The organism is Microbacterium sp. AG238, from assembly GCF_003610405.1.
Classification (GTDB): Bacteria; Actinomycetota; Actinomycetes; order Actinomycetales; family Microbacteriaceae; genus Microbacterium.
Genome location: NZ_RAQC01000001.1, coordinates 881,833 through 904,571 on the forward strand (window position 1 = coordinate 881,833; position 22,739 = coordinate 904,571).

The 22,739-nt window shown below is 64.5% G+C and carries 23 protein-coding genes and 1 tRNA gene; 3 read left to right on the forward strand and 21 right to left on the reverse strand.

The window, feature by feature from the left end; genetic code table 11:
- The first annotated feature begins 93 nt into the window (after positions 1-93).
- Positions 94-1,029, forward strand: coding sequence for an AvrD family protein (locus DEU36_RS04165; protein WP_120263051.1), 936 nt, complete (start codon positions 94-96; stop codon positions 1,027-1,029).
- Here the strand turns inward: DEU36_RS04165 and DEU36_RS04170 are convergent.
- From DEU36_RS04170 to DEU36_RS04180, 3 genes are all read right to left on the reverse strand, one after another.
- Complete coding sequence (locus DEU36_RS04170) at positions 1,017-1,718, reverse strand: ScbR family autoregulator-binding transcription factor (RefSeq protein WP_120263052.1); 702 nt, start codon at positions 1,716-1,718, stop codon at positions 1,017-1,019. The two genes, DEU36_RS04165 and DEU36_RS04170, sit on opposite strands and share 13 nt — an antisense overlap.
- 46 nt (positions 1,719-1,764) lie before the next feature.
- Entirely contained in the window at positions 1,765-2,685 is a 921-nt protein-coding gene (locus DEU36_RS04175) for an NAD(P)-dependent oxidoreductase (protein WP_120263053.1), read from the reverse strand.
- 81 nt (positions 2,686-2,766) lie between these two features.
- The gene (locus tag DEU36_RS04180) at positions 2,767-3,429 is read right to left on the reverse strand and encodes a response regulator transcription factor (protein ID WP_120264349.1); all 663 of its coding nucleotides are present in this window, start codon (positions 3,427-3,429) and stop codon (positions 2,767-2,769) included.
- A gap of 270 nt (positions 3,430-3,699) precedes the next feature.
- On the opposite strand from DEU36_RS04180, the gene DEU36_RS04185 reads away from it, so the two are divergent.
- The gene (locus DEU36_RS04185) at positions 3,700-4,881 is read left to right on the forward strand and encodes a sensor histidine kinase (protein WP_147374356.1); all 1,182 of its coding nucleotides are present in this window, start codon (positions 3,700-3,702) and stop codon (positions 4,879-4,881) included.
- On the opposite strand, the gene DEU36_RS04190 is transcribed toward DEU36_RS04185, so the two are convergent.
- From DEU36_RS04190 to DEU36_RS15990, 16 genes are all read right to left on the reverse strand, one after another.
- Complete coding sequence (locus DEU36_RS04190) at positions 4,856-6,442, reverse strand: hypothetical protein (protein ID WP_120263055.1); 1,587 nt, start codon at positions 6,440-6,442, stop codon at positions 4,856-4,858. The genes DEU36_RS04185 and DEU36_RS04190 overlap by 26 nt on opposite strands.
- Entirely contained in the window at positions 6,429-7,130 is a 702-nt protein-coding gene (locus tag DEU36_RS04195; RefSeq protein WP_183045291.1) for an ABC transporter ATP-binding protein, read from the reverse strand. Before DEU36_RS04195 ends, DEU36_RS04190 begins: the two co-directional genes overlap by 14 nt.
- 37 nt (positions 7,131-7,167) lie before the next feature.
- Complete coding sequence (locus tag DEU36_RS16090) at positions 7,168-7,497, reverse strand: hypothetical protein (protein ID WP_183045292.1); 330 nt, start codon at positions 7,495-7,497, stop codon at positions 7,168-7,170.
- A gap of 59 nt (positions 7,498-7,556) precedes the next feature.
- Positions 7,557-8,804, reverse strand: coding sequence for a DUF418 domain-containing protein (locus DEU36_RS04200; RefSeq protein WP_147374357.1), 1,248 nt, complete (start codon positions 8,802-8,804; stop codon positions 7,557-7,559).
- Positions 8,794-9,363: a flavoprotein gene (locus DEU36_RS04205; protein WP_120263058.1), complete on the reverse strand. Its 570-nt coding sequence runs from the start codon at positions 9,361-9,363 to the stop codon at positions 8,794-8,796. Before DEU36_RS04205 ends, DEU36_RS04200 begins: the two co-directional genes overlap by 11 nt.
- Positions 9,353-10,183: a T3SS effector HopA1 family protein gene (locus tag DEU36_RS04210; RefSeq protein WP_120263059.1), complete on the reverse strand. Its 831-nt coding sequence runs from the start codon at positions 10,181-10,183 to the stop codon at positions 9,353-9,355. The genes DEU36_RS04205 and DEU36_RS04210 overlap by 11 nt, the downstream gene beginning before the upstream one ends.
- Complete coding sequence (locus DEU36_RS04215) at positions 10,180-11,256, reverse strand: aminoglycoside phosphotransferase family protein (RefSeq protein WP_120263060.1); 1,077 nt, start codon at positions 11,254-11,256, stop codon at positions 10,180-10,182. Before DEU36_RS04215 ends, DEU36_RS04210 begins: the two co-directional genes overlap by 4 nt.
- A 73-nt stretch (positions 11,257-11,329) precedes the next feature.
- The gene (locus DEU36_RS04220; RefSeq protein WP_094261966.1) at positions 11,330-11,659 is read right to left on the reverse strand and encodes a hypothetical protein; all 330 of its coding nucleotides are present in this window, start codon (positions 11,657-11,659) and stop codon (positions 11,330-11,332) included.
- 120 nt (positions 11,660-11,779) lie between these two features.
- Positions 11,780-12,418: an ATP-binding cassette domain-containing protein gene (locus DEU36_RS04225; RefSeq protein WP_120263061.1), complete on the reverse strand. Its 639-nt coding sequence runs from the start codon at positions 12,416-12,418 to the stop codon at positions 11,780-11,782.
- Entirely contained in the window at positions 12,415-12,828 is a 414-nt protein-coding gene (locus DEU36_RS04230) for a hypothetical protein (protein WP_120263062.1), read from the reverse strand. The genes DEU36_RS04225 and DEU36_RS04230 overlap by 4 nt, the downstream gene beginning before the upstream one ends.
- An 11-nt stretch (positions 12,829-12,839) precedes the next feature.
- Complete coding sequence (locus DEU36_RS04235; protein WP_147374358.1) at positions 12,840-13,220, reverse strand: hypothetical protein; 381 nt, start codon at positions 13,218-13,220, stop codon at positions 12,840-12,842.
- A gap of 817 nt (positions 13,221-14,037) precedes the next feature.
- Entirely contained in the window at positions 14,038-16,485 is a 2,448-nt protein-coding gene (locus tag DEU36_RS04240) for a glycoside hydrolase domain-containing protein (RefSeq protein WP_120263064.1), read from the reverse strand.
- 15 nt (positions 16,486-16,500) lie between these two features.
- Positions 16,501-17,478 carry a hypothetical protein gene (locus DEU36_RS04245; RefSeq protein WP_120263065.1) on the reverse strand — a complete coding sequence of 326 codons (978 nt, stop codon included), beginning with the start codon at positions 17,476-17,478 and terminating at the stop codon, positions 16,501-16,503.
- A gap of 175 nt (positions 17,479-17,653) precedes the next feature.
- Positions 17,654-18,157: a hypothetical protein gene (locus tag DEU36_RS04250; protein WP_147374359.1), complete on the reverse strand. Its 504-nt coding sequence runs from the start codon at positions 18,155-18,157 to the stop codon at positions 17,654-17,656.
- Positions 18,154-18,669 carry a hypothetical protein gene (locus DEU36_RS04255; RefSeq protein WP_147374360.1) on the reverse strand — a complete coding sequence of 172 codons (516 nt, stop codon included), beginning with the start codon at positions 18,667-18,669 and terminating at the stop codon, positions 18,154-18,156. Before DEU36_RS04255 ends, DEU36_RS04250 begins: the two co-directional genes overlap by 4 nt.
- Positions 18,670-18,752: 83 nt before the next feature.
- Positions 18,753-19,085: a hypothetical protein gene (locus DEU36_RS15990; RefSeq protein ID WP_147374361.1), complete on the reverse strand. Its 333-nt coding sequence runs from the start codon at positions 19,083-19,085 to the stop codon at positions 18,753-18,755.
- A gap of 1,625 nt (positions 19,086-20,710) precedes the next feature.
- Between DEU36_RS15990 and DEU36_RS04260 the strand changes: the two genes are divergently transcribed.
- On the forward strand, positions 20,711-21,334 hold the full coding sequence (locus DEU36_RS04260; protein ID WP_120263068.1) for a site-specific integrase: 624 nt from the start codon (positions 20,711-20,713) through the stop codon (positions 21,332-21,334).
- Here the strand turns inward: DEU36_RS04260 and DEU36_RS04265 are convergent.
- Both DEU36_RS04265 and DEU36_RS04270 read right to left on the reverse strand, forming a co-directional pair.
- Positions 21,331-22,518 carry a protein kinase family protein gene (locus DEU36_RS04265; protein WP_120263069.1) on the reverse strand — a complete coding sequence of 396 codons (1,188 nt, stop codon included), beginning with the start codon at positions 22,516-22,518 and terminating at the stop codon, positions 21,331-21,333. The two genes, DEU36_RS04260 and DEU36_RS04265, sit on opposite strands and share 4 nt — an antisense overlap.
- A 120-nt stretch (positions 22,519-22,638) precedes the next feature.
- Positions 22,639-22,712: transfer RNA gene (locus tag DEU36_RS04270), tRNA-Pro, on the reverse strand.
- Positions 22,713-22,739 lie beyond the last annotated feature (27 nt).

Consider the following 22,739-nt stretch of genomic DNA (forward strand, 5'->3'; position numbering starts at 1 on the left):
GGATTACTAAGGCGTTCACCCATGTTAGTTACGGCATGAACAGAAATCCATCTCACCCTGGCGCCAGGTTGGCGCCTTAAATAAGCTGACCGCATGGCTTACTCGAATCGATCAGCCGCCATCTCGGAGGCGATCGGCGCGAGTCTGGATGACCTGCTCGGCCCCGCTTCCGAGCGCTACCTCGCGAGCCGGTTCCGACGCGTGGCCCGGGCATTCGTCGGCTCTGCGACGCGGTCCAGCGATCGGCAGATCGCTGTCGAAGGCCACGCCGCCCTGAAGTATCCCGGCACGTGGACCGTGAAGACGGGGAAATCGCCCGCGCCGCATTTCAGTTCCATCGATGCGATCGTTCTCACCGCGGCGCTGTGCTCCCACCCCGCAGGCATCGATGATCGCTCGTCGCCCGTCTCGGCGCGCTTACGCAACATCAGTCTCCGTGCGGGAACGACGGCGGACGTCGAGCTCGAGAGCATTCCGGTCTCGGGCACTCTCGATGCACAGGCATCCACCGCAGGTTTCGAAGCACGTCTCACCCTGGGCGGTATGCGCACGGTCGCTCAGCTGGATCATCCGCCCGCCCTGGCTCACGCGACCCCGCCTGACGGAAGCGCCCTCTCCGTCGAGCTCGCCGCCGACTGCACGACGGAGAACGCGTGGAACTCCCGGCTGACACGCATCGAGGTGGGGCGCTCGGTCGAGTTCCAGCACGAGATCGCCGCTGCAGACCACTCCCCCTCCCGACGGGTCGTCACTGTGCTCGATCTGCTGCGTCTCTCCGCGCAGCAGGCACAGGCCCTGATCTACTGCAGCGACGGACTGGACCGGGCGTCCGCCAACTCGATCTGGATGCGAAGCGCATCATTCGATGCCGGAGAGCGACGACAGCTGCGCGGACCGTTGCTGCTGGAGGTCGGCATCGCCCGGACGCAACGGATCGACCGCGGATCGGTGCGATGGAACGTGTTCGACGTCGTCGCGCGAGGAACCGGAGGCCTCCAGGCTTCAGCCTCGCTCGCTTACTCCCGCTGAGCGGAGTCGACGCGGAAAGCCGTCTCGACGATGTGAACGGCACCATCGCGATCGGCGGCACGCACCATCGCGTCAACGGCGAGAAGCCACATGTCGCGGAGACCGGTGAGCAGGTCGTCACGAGCACTCGTCGCCTGCGACATGAGCTGCACTCCCGTGAAGAAGCCGATCAGCGACTTCGCCAGCGCCTCGGGAGACAGCCCGCTCGTGAGCTCCCCCCGTTCCAGCGCAGGCGCCAGCATCGCACTCGTCATCTCCACCCAGTTGAGGTAGAAGTTGCCGGCCGGCGCACCGAGGGCGCCTTCTTCCATCGCCAACCGGATGCCGGCACGCACGACGGCATCGTCACGCAGCTGGTCCGCCATGGCGCGCGACACCGAAACCAATCGCTCGAAGACGCCGGGTGACGAGTCAGCGGCATCCGTCAGAAGCGGCAAAGACCGGGCGTGCTGCTCGTTGATCACCGCGAGCGCGATCTGCTCCTTCGATTTGAAGTGGAAGTACATCGAGCCCTGGGAGATCCCCGATTCCTCGACGATCATCGAGAGGCTGGCTTTGCCGTATCCCTCCCGATCGAACACCCTTGCGGCACCCTCGACCACCGCGCGCTGGGTTTCCTGCGAGCGGCTCTGCTGCGGCGTCCGCCGTACAGCCGTCGGGGCCTCGCGGTTTGCTTCATCCTTGCGCACGAGAGCCCATTATTCCCTGGCCGGTGCGGGGCTGGTGCTCACGCGTTCAGCGCGCCGATCGCCCGTGCTGGAGGTACCACGAAAGCGCGGCATCGGTCAGGTGCCCGTTGCGGCTTCCCGCATCGGGCACGAGAGCGCCGAGACGCTCGGACGACAGGAAGTAGTCGTGAGCGAACTGCGCGATCTTTCGTGCCGGGATGCCGCGCGCTTCCAGCACAGCGGCGGCATCGGCGGCGCTCAGCGACCGCGAGGGAAGCCTCCCCCACTCGGCGAGGATCGGCGAGAGGAGATCTCTCACGGCGACCGGTCGGTCGGGCACGACATGCACCACGCCGCCCGTTCCACCATCCAGGCGATGCCCCATCGCAGCGACTGCCGCCCGGGCGACCAGGTCGGCAGACGCCACGGACAAGCGCGCGGCGCCGTCCTCGATCCACGCGCCCAGCGCGATGTGAGCGGCGAGCAGTCGCAGAAGGAAGTGCGCGTCGCCCGCCCCGGTGATGAACAGGGGACGCAGCACCGTCGCGCCGCCGGCGGACGCGATCGCGTCGCCGCGCGCTCGCGTCACGCTGAGCTCGGACTCCGGGTGGATCGGATACTGCCCCTCGGTGCCGCCTGAGACCGCCAGTCCCCCGTAAATCCCCGCCGTGCTGACGTGCACGAGAGGGATGCCGAGCGACGTCGTCGCTTCGACGATATGCGCCACGCCGTCGACGTTCACGCGGCGCTGCTCCCGTTCGTCATCGCCCACGTGACTCGCTGCATTGACCACGGCGACCGATCCCGAGATCGCCTCGCGCAGCGGCCGCACGCCGTCGGTGATATCGACGCGCCGCATCCGATCGGAACGCTCCCCGCCTCGGCCTCGGCTGAGGATGAGCGGCTCGAATCCCGACCGCGCGAGCTCCTCCGTCACGTGGCGGCCGATGAATCCCGACCCGCCGATAACAGCCACCGACGATGCCATACGATCCCCCCGCTCTCTCCCGATCGAACCCGCGGATTCGCGAGCAGTGTCGACTTCGCCCCTCAGCCGGCTCCCCAACGATCAATCGGGAGGTCGGAGATCGAGCGCGTCGACGTCGATGACCTGTTTGGTCATCGCGTAAATGAGCACTTGCACGCGATCGCGCACTCCCCATTTGGTCATGATGCGACCGAGGTGAGCCTTGACGGTGGGTTCGGCAAGATGCAGCTGACGTGCGATCTCGGAATTCGACCGCCCTTGAGCGAGCGCTTTCACGATCGACAGCTCACGCGCCGTGAGCGGCGACGGCACCGGCGCGCCACCGACTGCGACAGGGTCGGCGCGGACGGAGCGGATGAGGTCGCGCGTGACGCGCGGTGACATCACCGAACGACCGGCATGCACCTCGCGGATCGCGGCCAGGATGTCGTCCGGGTCGGTGTCTTTCACGAGATACCCGGACGCCCCCGCGCGCAGGGCCGGCACGACGTGCCGCTCGGTCGAGAACGTCGTGACGGCGAGCACGCGCACATCCGGGAACGCCGTCGTGATCTGACGCGTGGCTTCGATCCCCGACAGTTTGGGCATCTGCAGATCCATCAGTACGACGTCGGGCCGGAGTTCCCCCGTCGCAGCGACCGCGCCCTCACCGTCGACCGCTTCGCCGACGACGCTCATGTCATCGCTGGTTTCAACGAAAACGCGGAGAGCATGACGGACGAGCGCTTCGTCATCGGCAATCAACACCCGCGTGGCCCCCACGCCGTAATCCTAAGGAACATCTCGACAATCGGGTTAATACCTAAGTATGTGAATTCCGATACCTCGGGCCGCAGTGCACCGGCATGCACGTCCGACATCCTCCTCCGAGGACCCTCGTTAGGAGAATCGATGTTCACGGAACTCTTCATGTTCACCGGGGAGATGCGACCGGCGGGACCGATCATGCGGGAGCTGTGCCGCCTGCTCGGAATCTGCAAGTGACCCGAGCACCCTTCCGGGCATGATGGGAGGGTGACGGAGCGCCAGAGGAGACTGCGGCACAGGCACGCGCCGGCCCACGTGGGCGCGGACACGCGTGGGTTCACCGCCCTGCCTTCCTGGGGACGCATCGCCCTGCTCCTCGTGCTGGCCATGATGCTCGTCGTCGACGTCGTCCTGGTCATCACCGATCCGAGCGTCGCCTGGCGTGGTCTGATGTTCGGGTTGCCCGCGATGCTCGCCACGGCCCTGTTCATCTGGTGGCCCGCGGCAGCAGCGACCAGCCTCCTGCTCATCGCGCTCGTGCAGATCACCGCGGGCCAGGACGGCAGCGATGTCCTCTACCTCGCCGGCGTTGCCGGCCTCGTGGTCTACACGAGCCCGGTGTGGTTCGTGTCGATCTACGTCGTCGCGACGCTGAGCCTCACGATCCTGGCGAGCACCGTCCTCGGAATCTTCGCGAACACGGCGCTGCCTGCGCTGGCGCTCGTGGTCGCGATCTCCGCCTCCATCGGCTGGGCGCTGCGTGCGGCGCACGGGCGCGAGCTGCGCCTGGCGGGTGACGTCGCCGCTCTGGCGCAGGCACGCTCGGCGGCGATCGAAGCTGAGAGAGATCGCATTGCAGACGAGTTGCACGACATCATCGCGCACGACATCACGCTCGTCTCGATGCACGCGAGGGTCCTCGAGCGCGTCGACGACGAAGCCCTGCGCGACCAGTCCGTTCGCGCGATCCGCGCCGGCGCAGACCAGGCGCTCGCCGACATCCGCAGGATGCTGAGGATCGTGCGCGACGATGACGGCTCTCTCACCGGGCCTGTCGACGAACAGCCGGCAAGCATCGACTCGGCACTCGACGAGGCCCGCGATGCGCTCGTGCAGCTGGGAGCGACGATCAGCGTGCGATCCACCGAAGGCTCGGTGTCGTCGACGATCGAGCAGACCCTCGTTCACCTGATACGCGAGGGGACCACGAACATCGCCAAACACGCGCCCGAGAACACCTCGGTGAGGATCACTCTCGAGATCCTCGGCGACGATGTCCGGCTCGAGATGGCGAACACCACCGGTCCCGCGCCGGTGACGAACGGCATCCCATCGTCCGGTTACGGACTCGACCGTCTGCGCGAGCGCGTCGCCGTGTCCGGGGGTGACTTCACGTCTGGCCCGACCGACGACGGATGGACGCTCATCGCACGTCTACCCGCTCGGTGACCGTCGACGCCGGCGTCCCGCCCGGCCGTGCCCCGGGCAGAGCCGAGCGGAACACCGCGAACGCCAGTCCGAGGTACAGGACCGCGGCCACGATCACTGTGCCGGCGATCGTCACCCACGATCGGCACGCGACGTGATCATCGCCGTAGCCGAGAACACTCGACACCGCGATCAAGAGCGGGGCAGCGCTGAGGAGCAGCCCCGCGATCGCCCGCCCGATCGGCGCTTCCGAGAACGCTCGCGCGCCCACGCCGGCGAGCGATGAGCACACGAAGAAGGCCGCCAAGGGAACCATGTAGGCGATGCCCCACCCCACGTGGCCGAATTGGATGGACACGCCCAGGATCACCGCGGGCGCTGCCACGACCAGGTCGAAGAACGCGTTCAGCAGCACACCGGCGAGGCTCGTCCTGACCACGGACACATCGGCCAGAAGCAGATGCTGGTGATCCAGATCCGCCGCGGCGAGCTGAGATGCCGCCGACACGCAGGGAAGGAGCACCGCGATGACCACTCCGACGGTCACCGGCACGACTCCCCCGGAGAGCATGCACAGTGACACCACCGCGATCAGCACGACCGCGGTGGCCGGGTACTGCCACCGGCGGCGACGAATCTGAGCGAGGTGACTCACCAGAACCGCCGGAATCGGGCGGGACGGCCATCGGTCCCACGACCTCATCCCGACCGCATATCCCCTACTCTGCAGGGCAGACGATGGTCCACCCGAAAGAGCCTTCGACAGCTGATTCGCGAGGATGCTCTCTTGGACCGCCGGTTCGACGAACACCCGCGGCTTCGCGGCGAGCACCGACACCGCGATCGCCGCGAGAACGATGAACCCCGCGCTCACCGTGAGATCCGCCGATTCCGGAGACACGACCGCGGCGATCGGCTGGGCAACCGCTGCCAGTGCCCATGCGAACGGGCCGTCGTCGGGCACGAGACCGGCGTATGCCGCGGCGTTCAGGACTCCCCACAGGATCGCCCACGCACTCGCAACACCGACGAGCGCGGCTCGACCATGCTTCGAGACCCGGTGCCCGAGAGCGTGCGCCGACAACGACACCGAACGGATGAGGAGGAGGATGCTCGTGAGCGCCACACCCGAGACCAGGCCCAGCTGAGGTGGCTCGCCGCGCAGGACGAGGGCGATCGCGCTAGCCGCCGATGCCCCGATGAATCCCATAGCCGCTGTTCCGAGCGCGTGGGTCAGCAGCACGAGGACCGGACCGTCGCGGCTCGCCAGAACCCACGACACGTCTCCGGGGCGCAGCCGCAGCGGTGAGCCGCGCTGCGCCGTCAATACGACGAGCGGCAAGATCAGGCCCAGGCCGAGACCCGCCAAGCGCACCCCGGGAGTCTGGTCTCCTCCAGAGATGTCGTCACCCTGGCTGACGAGGATCCACAGGTAGCCGACCACGCCGACCGCCGAGAGCACCAGAGCGAGCGGATTGAGGAGGAGCACGCGCAGGTCACGGATCCGCATACGTGCATAGGCGGTGATGAGCGCGACGGCGGCGGTCGTCGCGGAACGGCGCGCAGCGCTAGGCGGAGCCACGGCTCATCGTCCCCACGACGCGGAGGTAGGCGTCCTCGAGCGACTCTCCGGACTCGCCCTCGGCCGGCCTCACTCTCATGTCGTGGACGAGGCGACCGGCGTACAGCATCAGCGCCCGATCGGCGATCTTCTCCAGATCGCCGAGCCCGTGCATGGAGATGAGAACCGTGCATCCTTGCTCAGACAATCGGCGAACTTCGTCGCGCAGCTCGCGGGACGAGACGGGATCCAGACCGTTGAACGGTTCGTCGAGAAGGAGGATTCGTGATCCTTTCGTGAGCGCGAGGATCAGCGCCAGCTTCCGTCGCATGCCCTGCGACAGTTCGTGCGGGAGTGAGTCGAGCTTGTCGGCGAGGTCGTATCTCTCGAGCAGCGCCGCGCGTGCTTGCGCGGTCGTCGTGACACGGTTCAGACCTTCGACCAGACGCACGTGTTCGATGACGCTGAGCCCGGGATAGAGGTCGGGGTCTTCCGGCATCAGGCTCAGCGCGCGTCGCGCCTCAGGACTGCCCGCGGCGTGACCGTCGACGAGCGCGCTTCCCGAGCTGAGCTCGTACAGCCCGGCGAGACTGCGCATGAGCGTGGTCTTGCCGGCACCGTTCGGCCCCATCAGTCCGACGACCTGCCCGACGGGGACATCGAAGGTGACGCCGTCGAGGATCCGCGACGCGTCGATCGTCTTCGTCACGCCCCGCAGCGTGAGGGCGGTCCGTGACCGGGTCGGATCAGTCATCATCGGCCCCCAGCCAGCCGGCGAGATCAAGACCCGACGCCGACACGAATTCGGAAAGATCGACCAGCTCCCCCCGCCGGTGCATCGAACGGAGGACCGCACGGACGTCCGGGTCTCCTCCCGCGGCGGCTCGTTCGATCTCACGTTGAAGCGTCGGTTCGCAGGCGGGGCGGCGACGCAGTCCGATGCGCTCGGCGAGGCCGCGGCGCTCATCCCCCGACCCCCACCCCCGCAGGTCGCCGTACTCGCGCACGCGACCGGCCACCGGATGCTCGGCAGCGCTCTCCGATGCGAGCGCGAACGCGACGTGCTCGGCACTCACCGGCGATTTCTCCGTCGCCGCGACTCGTCCCGCGGTGGTCATCGTCGAACGGAAACGCGCTATCGATTCCACGTGCCCTCTCCTCTGCTCGTTGCCTGTGCCTGATCCGGTCGCCGCCGCTTCACGACGAGCCGGATGAGGCTCTCCATCGGCCCCTGTTTTCCGGCACGATCCATAGCGATCGACAGGAGCGCGAACACGATCGTCAGCACCACTCCGATGGCGACCGCTCCGCTCGCCGAGACGCGGCCGTAGTAGCCGAATCCGTACGCCGCGACGGCGCAGATGATGCTCGTGAAGATGTAGATCGACAACGGGTATCGCCCCATCGCGGCCACGGCTCGAACCAGCGGGGACGCAGACAGACGCGTCTCCCGCATGAGGATCAACACGTACATCGCGACCGCGAGAACGGGAGGCGCGATGACCTGGCACCATGTCGAGAGCGCACTCAGGACGCCGGTGTCATGGGGCAGCAGAATCTGAACCCCGAGCTGATAGAGGTAGGCCGCACCCGCCACCACCACCGCGATCACGAGGACGGAGCGCGCCCGCCCGGTCTTCAGCACTGTCGATCCCGCAGCCCGGAGGCGCGAGATCCCGATGCCGATCAACAGAAGCCCGACGAGCTGCGGCAGTCCGACCGGGGCGAAGTCCTGCATGTAGACGAGCCAATCCGTCAGCCGCTGCTGCAGAATCGCCCCCGCATCGTGCGAACCGTAGGCGCTCGCCGCATCCGCCTGCAGACCGCGATAGGCGTCTGAGACGGCGGACATCGCGTTGGTGGCACCGTCGCCGCGGGTTCCGATGCGCGCCAGCAGATCGGAGACGACGAGCACGAGAGGGAACATCGTGATGCTCGCTCCGATCGCTATCTGAGCGATCGGTTGGCGGAACCGGAAGTACAACGCGATCACACCGGCGATGAAGTAGTAGAAGAGGATGTCACCCCACCAGACCAACAATCCGTGGAGCAGTCCGACCACCCCGATCGCGCCGAGCCGGATGATCGCGTATCGGAACTCTCGCCGCCCGGCCCCCGCCCGGGCGAGACCATGCCCCATCGCGAGGACGAACATCCCCATGCCCGTCATGGTGGGGACGCTGAGGAACAGCATGATCGCGGCGTCGTCCACGGGGACACCCGTGAACGGGCTCGCGCCCACGACCTGTTCGTACCGGATCGGAGTCAGGATCAGCGGAACGTTGGTGAGCAGGAGCAGGATGATGCCGACGCCGCGCAATAGATCCGGACCGAGCAGTCGCGCTGGCGCGAGCTCCTCCCTCGTTCGAGATTCAGTCGTCACGGCTCGCCTCCTCGGCGCGCGTCGCGAGCTGCGCGACGAGCTTGTTCAGACCGTGCCGGCTGACCCCCGCCTGCGCTCGGCCGCTCAGGTCTCGCGCCGCCCCGGGCTCTTCGGGAGGGAACGCGAACCCGTCGGCCGCCAACTGGTCGAGAACGCGTTGCACGGCGGGTCGGGATCGCATCTCGTCGTTCAGAACGGGGAGCAGGCCGACCGGGCCGCCGAAGTTCGCCAGGGTCAGCGTGAGGAGGTTGCTCGTCGAAGCGACGGCAAGGCTGCTCAGGGTGTTCAGCGTGGCGGGAGCGACCAGCGCAATATCGCTGTCGGCAGCGAGAGAGCGATGACGTGGGACCCCGCCCGTGGGCTCGTCGACCTCGACGTAGACCGGGCAGTTCATCACCGAACCGGTCAAAGCAGGCGACATGAGACGCGCGGCCGACGGCGTCATCACGACGGCGCAGCCGGCAGCGGCTGCGCGCATCCGCGCGAGTTCGGGCAGCAGCGAGATGAGGGCAGAAGAGGCGCACATCCCGATGAGGAGCCGCGGCAGCCTAGGCGGCATCCGACACCTCCGGGAGCAGCCGGTAAGGCGCGGCCGCGTCGATCCCCGCGGCGGTGAACTCGCGTTCGATGGCCGCAGCCAACGACGGGCCCGAGCCTGGAGGCGTGCGGAGTGCGCGCGCCACGCAGGCTGCGCGCACCTGGCCGGCGCTGTCGCGCGCCGGACCCTCGATCCACGAGACGCCGGAGTCGTCGATCTTGGCGAACAGAGAGTGCTGCGGCGACGTGGTGAAGTGCCGCGCGATCGCACCTCCCCCCAGCGCGTCGAGCACGGGCTCGAGGTCGCCCCGCGGAAGGTAGATGGTGAAGGCGTCGGGCCGGGGGTACTCCTCTTTCACGCTGAGCGCTTTGATGACATAGCGGGTGGTGATCGCGCCGATTGCCGCGGCGAGCATGCGGCCGGCGTCGGGCGCAGCATCCCGGGCGACGGGTGCATAGACACGGACTCCCTGATCCGGCGGTTCGGACGGCGACAGCAGACCCGCGAATGCCGGCGACAACCGGTCACGGATGGCAGGCAGAGAAAGGACCCCCTCCGCGACGACGTCGCACGCGTCGACCCGCACGCGCAGACCCGCCTTCTCGAAGACCGACGCGCCTGCGCCACCCTGCGTGACGGGCCGCCATCCTTCCTCGTGTCGCATCACGCTGCCGAAGATCTCTGCAGCTGAGAAGGCGGAGCGGGACGAGGGCGCTCCGCCCGAGGTCGGGCTCCGTCGCAGGTGGAGCACCTCGTAGAGCTCACGGGTCAGAGCCGAATCGTCGGTCATCGTGAGGCTGTCGGCGGTGCGCTCGACTTCAGACACGATCGCGTCGATCATGCGACCCCGCTCTTCGCACGGAACCAGGCGTACGAAGCGTCGAGCCCCCAGGGCCGCAGGAGCACGGAGGGATTCTTGACGAACGCGCACCCCATGACGGAGAAGGATCGCCCGACACGCGTCTCACCGTGGAGGTGGTGAGCGAGCGCGCCGGCGCGGTGCAGCAGATGCACGCCGACGAAGGCTGCCGTCCGCGAGAGGAAGTCCTCGGGGTCGGGAGTTTCGCCGTGAAGGGCGCGGACTGTCGCCCGATATCCCGCGATAACCGCCCGGGCGCGGTCATGCAGTCGGCCGGCGACATCCGGAATGTAGTGAGACATCTTCTCGTCGGTTTCGGGCGGAGAGTCGATGACCAGGTACTCGATCATCGACCCCAGCAGAGAACCCAGGTCGAACAGCGGATCACCCACGCGAGACAGTTCGAAATCGACGAATCGGACGTCGGACGTGGAGTCGACGAGGATGTTGTCGAGCCGTGCGTCACCGTGGATGAGCGATGTCTGTCGCGCATCCGTGAGGTCGGTCAGACGCGCCGTGACGGCAGAGTCGGCCTGAACCGTGCGAACGACCTGAAGCTGCCCTGGAGTCGACGTGATCAGATCGTCGGGACGAAGAGGCTCATCATCGGGAACCAGATCGGCGAACGGGCCGAGCAACCGTGACGCCCACTCCGGCAGCCGTCGCGTGCCGGCGTGGAGGCGGGCGAGCTGAGCCCCGAGCGGAGCCCATGCTCCCGGCGACTCCCCCAGCGAGTCCCACGCCGCACGCGCTGTCGGGTGCGGCAGGAACTCTGTGACGAGGATGTCGCTGCGACGATCGTGGAGGATGCAGCGAGGCCCGATGTCGGCGATATCCGATTCGCCCAGCAGCTGATAGACGAGCCCCTCGGTGAGAAGCGCGCCGTCGCCGACCGGCGTCCGCTTCTTCCCGCGTTTGAGAAGCAGTTCGCGCCCGTCCCGAGTTCGGGCGCGAACCACTTCGTTCCGCTCGTCCTGCAGAGATGTGACCGTGGCGTCCGAGATGCCGAGGGATGCCAGGTAACGCACCCAAACGAAGTCGGACTGCTCGGTCATGGGTCTCCTCAGACTCGCGCGTGCTCGGGACGTACGCGCCGCGAGATGTCGGCGCGAACGGTGGGGGGATCCGTCAGCACTTGAGCAGCCACGTCGCGCACTTGAGCACGACCGTGGTGCGGATGACGATGCCGCCCATCTCGGGTGCGATGTACTCGTCGCCGAGCATGTCGCTGATGTGAGCCTCGAAGGCGTCGACGTCCTCGATGAGCGCTCGACCGTGTTCTGCCACGGCGACGTCGGCCGCTCGGCGAATGAAGTCGAGGTAGTCGCGCTCCTCCGGCGTCAGCGAGTTGCGGAACTCGTGAAACTTGGACGTGAATTCAGCCAACCGGCTGCTTTCCGGGTCGCACAGCACCTGGAGCTCGGCGTCGAGATCGACGGTGTCAAGAATGAGTGACATCTTTCCTCCTGTGTGAACACACGCAACGAGTTGTTACGTGACGCAAAGCTAGCGCCGACGAACTCGGCCCCGTTAGAGACCTTCGTAGCGGTTTGGGTGCTGTCGTGCATGCCCGATCCCCTACTGCTTGACTAGGCGCTGCTCGTCCACACGGAAGACCTCGTCAGCCAAGGTCCGGACATCACGGTCGCTGTGGCTGGTGAAGAGGATCGTCGCGCCGCGCTCCCGCTCCTCGCGCAGGATCCGGGTGACACGCTCGACACTGCTCTTGTCCAGGGCGTTGAAGGGCTCGTCCAACAGGAGAACCTCGGGCTGCTCCATCAGGGCCTGAGCGAGCGACAGCTTCTGCTTCATCCCGAGCGAGTAGTTGCGCACCTTCTGCTTCGCATCGGGATCGAGCCCGACACGCATCATCGTGGCTCTGACGTCCTCCGCGGTGATCTGACGGCGGATCCGAGCGAGTTCGAGAAGATTCTGCAGCCCGGTGCGACCCGGGATGTAGGCGGGCCCATCGATCGCGATACCGAATCGCTCAGGGAACGTGCGGCGCGCAGACAGCAGTGACGGATCGATCCAGATGCTGCCGGAATCGGGCGTGACGAATCCGCAGATCACCTTCAGAAGCACCGACTTGCCCGACCCGTTGGGCCCGGTGAGCGCCACCGTGGCTCCGCGACGCAAGTTGAGGGTCGCGCCCCGGTAGAGGTCGATACCTCCGAGGGTCACGCTGACATCGCGTACCTCTACGACGTTGTTCATCGACTGAGTACCTTCCTGGGCGACGAGGACACAAGCAAAACCGTTCTTGGTCTGCTCCGAGTGGCGATGAGCACCGCGGCGCACGTAGCCGCGGTGAGGAGTAGCGCGTTCGCGATGGCCGCCGCCCACCCGCCGTCGAAGAGGACCGCGCTGCTGGCGCGTTGCGTCAGCCACACCGCGGAGGCGGGAATCGGAATGGCTGCGAGTGCGGTCACGACGCCGACGACCACGAGGCCGCTGACCTGCTTGTTCGAGATGAGCACGGCGCACGCGACACACGCGACGTAGAACGTGATCTGGATCGCCTGCATGACGCTGGCCTGGAAGAGCAGCAGCATGACACTCGGCTCCCCCACGATCGTCCGCCCGCCGGCGACGAAGTACGCGGCGACGGCGGCAGTGAGGACCACCGCAGAGTACGTCAGAGCCTGACCGAACTCTCGCGAAACGATCGTGATGAGCTGGCTGCGGCGACTCCGTACCGCAACGCTGTCACCAGCCCCCAGGGCCCCGCGAGCTGCGCCATCCGGAACTGAGCGGCGAAGGCATAGCCGACGACGATAACGACCGCGACCAGCATCTGCAGCATGGTGCCGGTGGCACCGAAGTACATCGCGGTGAGAAACCCCACGAGATCGGTGCCGCGTGCGCCGAAAGCACCGGCTGCCAAGAATGCCACGATGGCCCCGGCCGCACTCGGCAAGACCGAGTCGGGAGGGCTGATGCCGTTCTGGCGCGCGCTCCGGTCGAGGAGAGCCGCCGCGAGAGCGAGGCCGATGATGGCGACCGCGTAGGCGAGCACGACGTCAGATTGAAGTTTGCGCCCGAAGGGCAACCGAGGATCGACACGGGAGCCCCAGGCTCAGAAGACGAGACCAGCTTGGCGGCAAAACTTCGTGCACTCGCCGCAGAGATTGAGTCCTGACGAGCCGCGAGATGAGCGGCTCGCTCTCGACCCTGTTTGCGCCGCGGGGGTTCAACATATAGCAATACGCGCACTCACTTTGCTATCTGGAACCCCATAGAGAGCAGGTCTCATCGACCTCGGTCTCAGGAAGGTGTCTGGAGCGACGATGTAATCATCGTAGCGATGATCGTCAGTGGCACCATTACAGAGCACATGAGCGTGGTGGCGCGCCCGAACCGAGCATCGGAACGCAGCACGCTCCCGAACAAAGAATGCAAGACCAGCAAAACCGTGAGCGTCAGCAACCACCAGAGCCAAGCTGGCCGGATTGCGTCGACATACGCATTCCTCAACAAGAAGTCGGAACCGGCGAGATTTCCCCACGTGCTGCTACTGAGCAGTAGCGCATATAGCCCGGCGAATGGCGCAAAGGCGAGCGCGGCTACCGCCCCTACAGCGCCAGGGACTCGCCGCCGAGCGGCGCCATTACCCCGAGGCAAAGCAGAAGACGCGAGCGCCAAGAGTACACCACTCAGCAACGCACACGCAGAAACCGCTACCGTCAGGAATGTGCGCTGCGGAGCAAACTCGCCGGGCGAGGCAGAACTATGCAGCCCGACGTCGCTCGCAAACAGGAAGGCGAAGTAGGCCCAAGCGATTGCCACGAGTTGGATGGCCGTGCGTAGCAGTGTCCTCGGCCAGGTCTCTACGCTCATTTGGCAGGTGCGGCGGTAGGTCCAGTCGCCGCGAGGGCGGACAAGAGTTCAGCCCATGCCTCCCCGATAGCGCCGGCTTGGCTGCTCGAGGGCTTCCCGACGTTAGTTCCGCTGTAGGCCGAGTCCACCACTAAGGTTCCGCCGCCGATAGTGAAGGTAACTGCCGCTCCAACAGCGAAATCACCCGAAGTGAAAACGTCTACTGCGGCGGCCTTCGCGGTCGCGGTGGAGCTATTGAAGCGCTGCGAGTAGAACGATTCGAAACGCCATTTTATGGACGAGGCGATGTTCGACCGGACTTCTCTCACTATATCGTCTATCCGACGAGAAGCGTCCTGCCGGGCGATAGCCCCTATTAGGTAGCCGTCGATATCGCCTACAAGATCGTCGAAGCTGAAGGAGCCCTGTGTTGACGACACAGCGTCACGAACACCGAGTCGTCGCTTGAACCATGCCTTTGTGGCCGCCGCGGTCGCCGGATGAGTGACAGAGGAGTCCTTTGTGAATTCGACCCACAAGGTCGCCAGGTCCAGCGCCCAGCCGCCAAGATCTCCCACGCCAACGGTTGAGCGGCCGTTCGAGCCGGCATAGCCATACCGCATGTACCCGCGAACTGTGACTGCGAGGTGCGAGGTTCCCACCGTCGTGCCGCCGCCGGGCACTGCGTAGGAATCGATGAAGTTGGTTTCGTTCAGGACGCTTTCCTGTGCGGAAGCCCACCCTGGGAATGAGTCGTAGAAGCTCTTCTGCAGCGGATTCCCCGGCACGTAGGCCTGAAACGTACCTGTTAGATACCCGGGGTTCTTGGACTGGACGTAGTACAGGACCGCGTTGTTCTGGTCCAGGACGCTCTGGTTTGCGCCGGTGATCTCTGCGAGCACAGAAAGGTGAGTGATCATCCAGTAGAAGCGATCGAACGCCCCACCAACAAGGGGCGTGGCGAGCATATCGAGTCGGTAGACCGGCTTGGCTCGAGACGACTGAACGTTTTTGTCGATCGGCATATCGAGACCGCTATCAGTGTGAGCTGCGGTGCCTTCGAGCCTGTAATTGCGGATTTGGTCGTACGACCAGCTTGGCGGCAACGCGTACCCGAGGTTCCCGCTCCAACCCCATGAAAGCGAGGCAATGAATGCCTCTTTGGCTAGTCCCGCCTTGATCACTCGAGTACACACGTTCCGGGTACCGTAGATGCCGATGTTGAACGGCACTCGTGTGCGTCCCAGATGCTCTTTGACACCCTCGAAATACGGAATGACCGATGATGCGATAACATCATCCGTCGCATCGAAGTCGACCGCGAAGAAGACAGTAGTGCCGCTCGGAAAACCGAGCTGACGAAGCCGACGAGCAGCCTGTTGAGCGTGACCGTACCCAATCTCACGATTGAAGTACCCAATTTCCGTGCCCGCCTCTTGCATGATCGGGAACGTCGAGAGCCCAGCATCGAAGATCGCTTTGAGCTCGCCGGGCAGGTATCGCTTGCTCGTAACGGTCAGATAGCGGCCCACCGTCCTGTAGCCCGCATTGTACAACGCAGCGCAAAGTTCAGCGGTCAGTTGCGTGGACATGTCGCTAGCGATGCCCCCGCGCGTGTCATCTCCTGTGCTGATCAGCAATGAGGCCCAGGTGGGATAATCCGCGTTCCCATGTTTTGGCAGTTCAGCGTAGGTCTGGAATTGCTCCACCGAAGTTTGCGTAGCCGCATCAAACACTCCACTAAACGGGGACGCGTACCCGTTGAATCGCAGAGCACCTTGGAAGAGGCGCACCCAGTTCTTGTTCGTGTCGGTGCTGCCCTTTAGAAGGTTCGCACTGGCCCTGAGACCGGACTGCGTACCCGGTCCGAAGTTTCCGTTCGCTACACGGTCGGACATACCCAATTCATACTGAATGGCGTACATCAGGCCTTGCTGCGTGTTCCTTGAGAAGAGACCATCACACGGCAGGATATTGAATGCTGGCCGATGCGCATACTTTCCGTTAAGCCACTGCTGCACCGCACGCTTCTGGGCGTCTCCGCCCGAAAGCACCGTGTAAGCGTCCATCGACATCAGGCTCTTCAGAACTTTTGCCGAGATGGACGTTACCGACGTCAGCCCCATATTTGCAGTGAGGCTCTTCACCGAAGCTTGAACACTCGGCGAGAACTCCGACCACTCCTCACCACCAGAATACCCTTTGCACCACAGCGCTCCTTGCGCAAGCCGGATGATGTTCTTATTTGACGTGTTCGCGGATACCGAGCCGATCTGCGCTGTGAATGCACTCGTTGTGCCCGGACCAAAGTTGTCCGAAAGTGAGGCGATCCCTAGCTCGATCTGAAGCCCTCGGATCAGCCCGAACATCGTGGGCCAGCCAGTGAACCCGTTGATGGGCACCTCGTTCCACTGGCTGTGGTTCTTATAGGTGTCTTGAAGCCACCGCTGGGTGGCCTTCACCATCTCATCAACCAATGGTCAGGCCTTTCGTTGCGTGGATGCGTCAGTCAGGGCAGTGCCCGAAGCGGTCACCGCGGCCACGTCGTACTTTTTCGTGGCTCGAGCACTTGGTCTCAGCGAGTCGGGAATTGACACGAAGACTTGTCCGACTTGTTTGACGGCAGGTACGCCGTTCACGTCGACCTCCCCCGCGGCGAGCAAAATGTTGGCCACCTCTCCAGCCGCCAGGGCTTGGATGATCTCGAAGCTGAGATCTACTACCTGATTCTTGGGCGCCGGCGCGTCCGCGCGCACGCCCTCCTCCTCCGCGACGCGCAACTCTGAACCAACGGACTGGTACGTTCGCACCACAATTGCCACTCCGGCCGGCACGGGCGAGGGGCCGATGCTCAGTGCAGTGATCGACACAGGATAGGTGAACCCATTGTGCTGAGCCCACTCCGCCCTAAGCTCGATTCCCCACGGCGACGCGGGCGTTACCCGCGGTGCTGATCGGTACAACTCGTCACCGTCGACCTCGAGGACGGTGACAATCGGATCGACGACGTTGTCGCTTGGGTAGGTGTTCGTCGACCTCGATTGGAAGTAGAGTGCATGGGCGTCTCGGGGAAGCGTGAAGGCAAGTCGTCCGGACTCGAACTGATCAAGAGAAATGCTCTCCAATTGCCCGGACCGCGAGTAGAACACGTTATCGTCCACCTCGAACAGCCTGGCGTCCCATGTGAGGACGGCCGTGGCATCACGATCGGCTGGAGATTGCACTGCGAGAGCTACGGGGAAATCGAGTTCGACGCCCCGGCTCCACGCTTCGTCGAAGAATCGAGCAGTCGTGACGGTAGTCGCCTGCGCCGCTACATTCGCCGGCGCAGGATTAGGCGTGACTAGCAGCCCGATTCCGCGGTCCGGGGACGTGAGATCGGCGATTAGGTAGCCCACCGCCAGCGTTGCCCCCTGCAACGCGTGCCGCCGGGTGAGGCGTGCAATCTTCAAACTCATCTGGCGTTCCTCGTCGCTTCCTTGTCACTCAGTTCATGGGTTGTGGGCGAGTCGCGCCGTCGAACGCCCGATCGCAAGGACGCCATCCGCCCCGACGTCCAATTTGTACGCAAGTCGCGCGCCTCGATCGGCCGGCCGGGGTGGGTCAGCCCGGATGCCAGACCGACCCACTCGTTCAAGCCGGGTTGTTGAAGGACAGGTCGGAGTTCCAGGTGACTTGCTGTCCGGGCGGGCAGCCCGTGCCGCAGTAGTTTTCGCCCTTAGAGTTCAGCCAGAACTGCCCCATGCCGATGCGGGCGACGCCGCCACTTGTATTGAGGAAGGATTTCCAGGCGTTCAAGCCCGGCGGGTGGGAAAGCGTCGCGCGTGCCACCTGTCGTCCGTCGGACAAACGCACACCGACCGAGAGGCCGGAATTGCCGGTGAACGACTTGAACTTGATGCTCATCGTGTTCGAGGTGAATGAATTGAACCGTGGGTTTTGATGGTGATGGATGACGTTCGCTTCCTGGGTCGAGCCGACGTCGTAGTGTGTCTGCGCGGCGGCCGGTGCGATGCCAAGGGCGAGCACGAAAGTCACTACTGCGGACACCAAGAAGGGCCGAAAAGTACTTCGCCTCGGGGGCGTATTGTTAGCCGCGGCATTGGCGGGAAATGCGACATTAGCGTCGGCGCTCATCGCGTAACTCCCTCACAGTCGGTGACGTACTCGATAGCCTCCGGGGATTCTCCGGAAGCCATCGATACGTCCTCAAGCGCTTGCTGATAGTCCTCGAATTCGGCGACGACCTCGACCGGCAGCTCACCCGCGAATGCGTCTAGTTGCGCCTCCGCAGCGACTCGATCCTGTCGCGTGGCATCGACAGACTCGCTCTCGACAGCGAGCCAGCTGCAGCGCCAGAACTGACGGACGTGATCATCAAACAATCCAGCCTCGAATTGATCGACCTCAGGCGTGTCGAGAGCACTGGTGAAGAACGCGGGCGGATCCTGCGGGAACGCGATGCCGACCGGCAGCTCGAGCTCCGAGCGCTCGAGGGCTGCGTTCCATTCGGTGATGATCTCGCCTTCTCCGACAGTGCGCGGCGACACCTCTGAAGAGGCGCCTGCCACCAAGACGGCGGCTCCCCCTCCAACGAACGCGCCGAGCAGGACGCCTGTCAATACCGAAACAGTTCTTCGTTTTTTCATTCATTTCCCCCTTGTAGTTGCTAGGACGCCCCGCGGCTCCCCATCTCGGCCGGGATCGGCGCACTGTTGGTGCGATAGAACGCTCAACCGCCCGCGGAACTCATTGTGATTGGCGTATCAGCCGCGTCGCACGCAGCAACGAGTACCTGATAGGTCTCAAGGAATGCGTCGTCCGAAAGGGATGCGGCAGCAGCCGCGGCTGTGGTGACACGCTGAGCGGCCGCCCCGACCTCGTTCGTCGACACGAAGATCAGTGAGCGCCACCCGTCAAGCAGCGCAGATCCAACTTCATCCGTCGGCTCAGCACCGGTTGCCGAAAGCACCCGGTTCTCGATGCCGCGCAGCGCGGAAGCTTGCCCGCATACGGAAGCGGAGTTCACATCGATTACCGGGGTGGCAGATGGTGTCGGTTCCACGGGTGGGGATTCGACAGTGGGTGTCTCGGCCGGCGATGCGCACCCCGAAAGCGATACAGCGAGAACGAGGCAGAAAAGGGGCAGGCGAAGAGAACGAGCGCGAGGCATAACGACCTTGAGATGACGACATCGACGATGCAGGTGATTGGGAAACGCCTGACTGTCTCGCGATAAGCGTTCGCAAGGTTCAAACATCGGGCTGACTGATTTCTATCAGCCACCTCCCGGGGGCGCAAGTCGACCTTTCGGAGGACACGAAGCTGCGCTCCGCCACCCGAGGAGGCGGAGCCCCGCACCTCTGCAGCGTCAATCTACTGTTGGGTTACCTGATCACTATTCGGCTAGATTGGCGCGCTTCTGCTCCCACTCCAGCTCCGGCAAACACCTCGGCGCCTGGTGCGAGCTAGAGCTCAGGAGCTCGGCTTCGTCCGACGATGCCGCTTCGATGCATCATCCAGTCCCGCACCCAACGAGGCGTTGGGAACCGTTCCCTCGAGCACTACGATCGGTAGCGCATCCGTGTTGCTCCCTGAGGGGAGATAGTCAGCCTTTCGTGGGTGGCGCCGAACAGTGCGGGTGCGGCAAGCACCGCACTGTCACCTGCGCCACCGTCCCCGCGACCGTCGCGGCTGGCAGAACGTGGCGGCTTCGCTTCGATCCGGCGCACCGAGCCCCGAGTATTCTGCTTGCGCTCATGGTCAGCCACCCCGTGCGGTAGTCGCGTGCCTCAATGCGCAACTCGACGGCTCGGGTCGATCTCCAAAGCCTTTGGACTCACTGCTGAACGGCCGGCAGGTCTGATGCCAGCACAAGTCATGGAACGAAAGTACCGGCCTCGACCGCGAGGGATTGGCCGATGAATGCGACCCCGATAGCCACGATCGTCACTCCTACAACTCCCGCCGCCTGTAGACCACGCCATCTCGCAGACAGGAAGGCCGCAACGAGCGCAACCACGATACAAAGGACTGCAAACAAGCGGAGGCCCGTGGAGACGGCCGCAGCGAGATACGCTTCGTCGTCCCGAATTGCGAGAAATGCGATAAAGACATCTAGGCCTGGAGTACGACGGCGCCCGAAGCAATCGCTAGTGGCGCGGCCGAGTGAACCTCCAGTTTCGCCGAGTATTGCCTGTGTGCAGCGAAGCAGCGGGGTCGTTGTTCCATCGGGACCATCCGGTTAGACGATGTCGAGGCCGCGGTCCGTCGCGCGATCGTCGCTGAGCGCTTCGATGAAGCCATGCTGACATCACTTCGAGCTGAGGTCACCAGTGCAATGGACACGCTGCAGACCGCGGATCGTGAACTCACGGCGACCCTCCGCAGGCACCTGAAAACACTCGAGTCTCAGGAAGACCGACTCATCGACCTCGCGGTGGACGGCACCATGCCCAGCGAAAAGCTCCGGACTCGCCTGAACGACATAACGCTAAAGAAGGCTTCATCAGCGAGCGCCTCAAAAGAACCGAGAGCCACCTGCGGTCGGGAGCTGAACGCGTGCTGAACGCGTGCTGACCTATCTCGACCTCCTCGAGAACCCCGGCGACCTATGCGACCGCGTGTCGGACAACGTCCGCCGAGACTTGCTCGCTGCGTTCTTCGACCGTCTGGTCGTCTACGTCGACGATGGTCAAACCCGAGTCGAACCGGTGCATGGTGCGTCTGGCCGCGTTCACCGGTCTGCGCATCGGAGAGGTCGCCGCACTCCGCATTCGCGATGTCGACCTCCGTGCGGGTGAAGTGCAGGTGCGCCTCAACAAGACCCACACCAGCAAGGGCTACATCACCGGCGCTCCCAAGACCCGGGCGGGTCGCCGCGACGTGCCGATCCTGGACGACCGGCTGTTCCACGACCTGGGCGCCTATATTCGCAATCACCCGCACCGCACCAACCTGGAGGCGGGCCTGTGGCCCGGGAAGGTGCCAGGACACTCCAAGATCAGCTACGACTACGCGCTCGACCCGAAGGGATTCTGCCGCAACGATTTCAAACCTGCCTGTGAGCGCGCAGGGCTGGGCGACCTGGTGTTTCACGAGCTGCGCCACACGTTCGCCACGCTGGCGCTGGAGAGCGGCACGCTGACGATGTTCGAGCTGAGCCGCGCGATGGGTCACGAGTCGGAAGCCATCACGAATCGCGTCTACGCTCATCTGCGCAAGAAGGACTACAGCGCCCACCGTGCGCGATTCTCCGCCCACGTTGCCGCCGCGAGTGCCCATCCCGCGCCCATCGTTGCGCTGGGAGGCTAGGCGGGTGCCTCTGCGGGCGTCAGCGACTCGCCCGTCGGAGGTCGAAGGCTCTCGATGTCTTGGATCATGGCAAGCACAGTCGCGTATCGCGCGTTCGGGCGAGCGTGGGTGGCCTTCTGGACGATGACCTCGACATCTCCCTCGCATCCGCCCAAGGCTTGTCGCCCCGAGAAGATGTAAGAGATGATCGCGCCTGCGGCGTAGATGTCGTTCACTACCGCGAAGTCCTTGAAACTCTCCAGCGTGGGATCGAGGATCGTTCCTTTGAGTTCGGTGTCGGTGCGCGTGAAGTCGGACTTGTCACCTTTGTGAAGGCCAAAGTCCGACAGCTTCACAAGGACTGCGCCACTGTCGAAGTGCTTCACCAGTACGTTGTTGCGGCTGATGTCCCGGTGGAGGATGCCGCGGGCATGGAGGAAGTTGAGCCCGTAGAGGAACTGCAACGCGATTCGCTTGCGGGATGCCCACGGCAGCTCGGCGTTGGTCCGCCGGATGTAGGTGTTGAGTGTCTCGTCGCAGTACTCCATGGTGAAGGAGTTGCGGTCGGGATCGTACTGGTAGGCCTCCACGACGTAGGGGAACCGAATGCTGCTGAGCAGCTCGAATTCTTTGCGGAAGCGCTCCAAATCTCGTTCGCTCACCGAGTTCTTCGCTCGCTTGACGGCAAAGGTGATGCCGTAGAGCGGGTCGACAAACTTGTGCACGAAAGCGAATGAGCCCTCTCCGACCAACACGAGGTCGGGAGCGACCGCTCCGGCACGCTGGGGCGCTCGGTCCGCCACCGACAGAACAGGCTCGAATCTCTCAATGTCAATCTCATTCATCCAGTCCGGGATCGTGGATCCACCGGACGGGACGAGGAAGTGGTTGCAGGCCTCGATGGTTCGCTGGTAGTCGTCGCGCACAACCAGGGACATACCGACGCGCTTCAGGGCTCGGCGCACGCCATTCAGCTCACCGATGAGGTCGATCAGTTCGCGGCTGGGATCGGCGTTGAAATGTCTACCCGCCCGAATCTTCGTGTTCATGAATCGGAAGTGTCGATTGAGCTCGGCGTGGATGATCGCAAAGACACCGTTGAGTGGAGGTTCCTCGTTCGCGTACAGGCGCTCATACTCCGGCGCGGCGTCATCGATGTCGAAGTCCGCAGCCAGAGTATCCATCACCTGCTTGATGTCGGCCACGACTTCATCCTGGCAGAGCCGTCATGGGACGACCCACCTGCGTGCCCTAAACGTGCCCCAGCGTGTTTCCGGACATGCAGAAGGCCCGGAACCTCTTGCGAGATTCCGGGCCCGTTCCGGTCGGGATGACAGGATTTGAACCTGCGACCCCTTGACCCCCAGTCAAGTGCGCTACCAAGCTGCGCCACATCCCGGTCCGCTGTCCGCACGCGGACAACTCC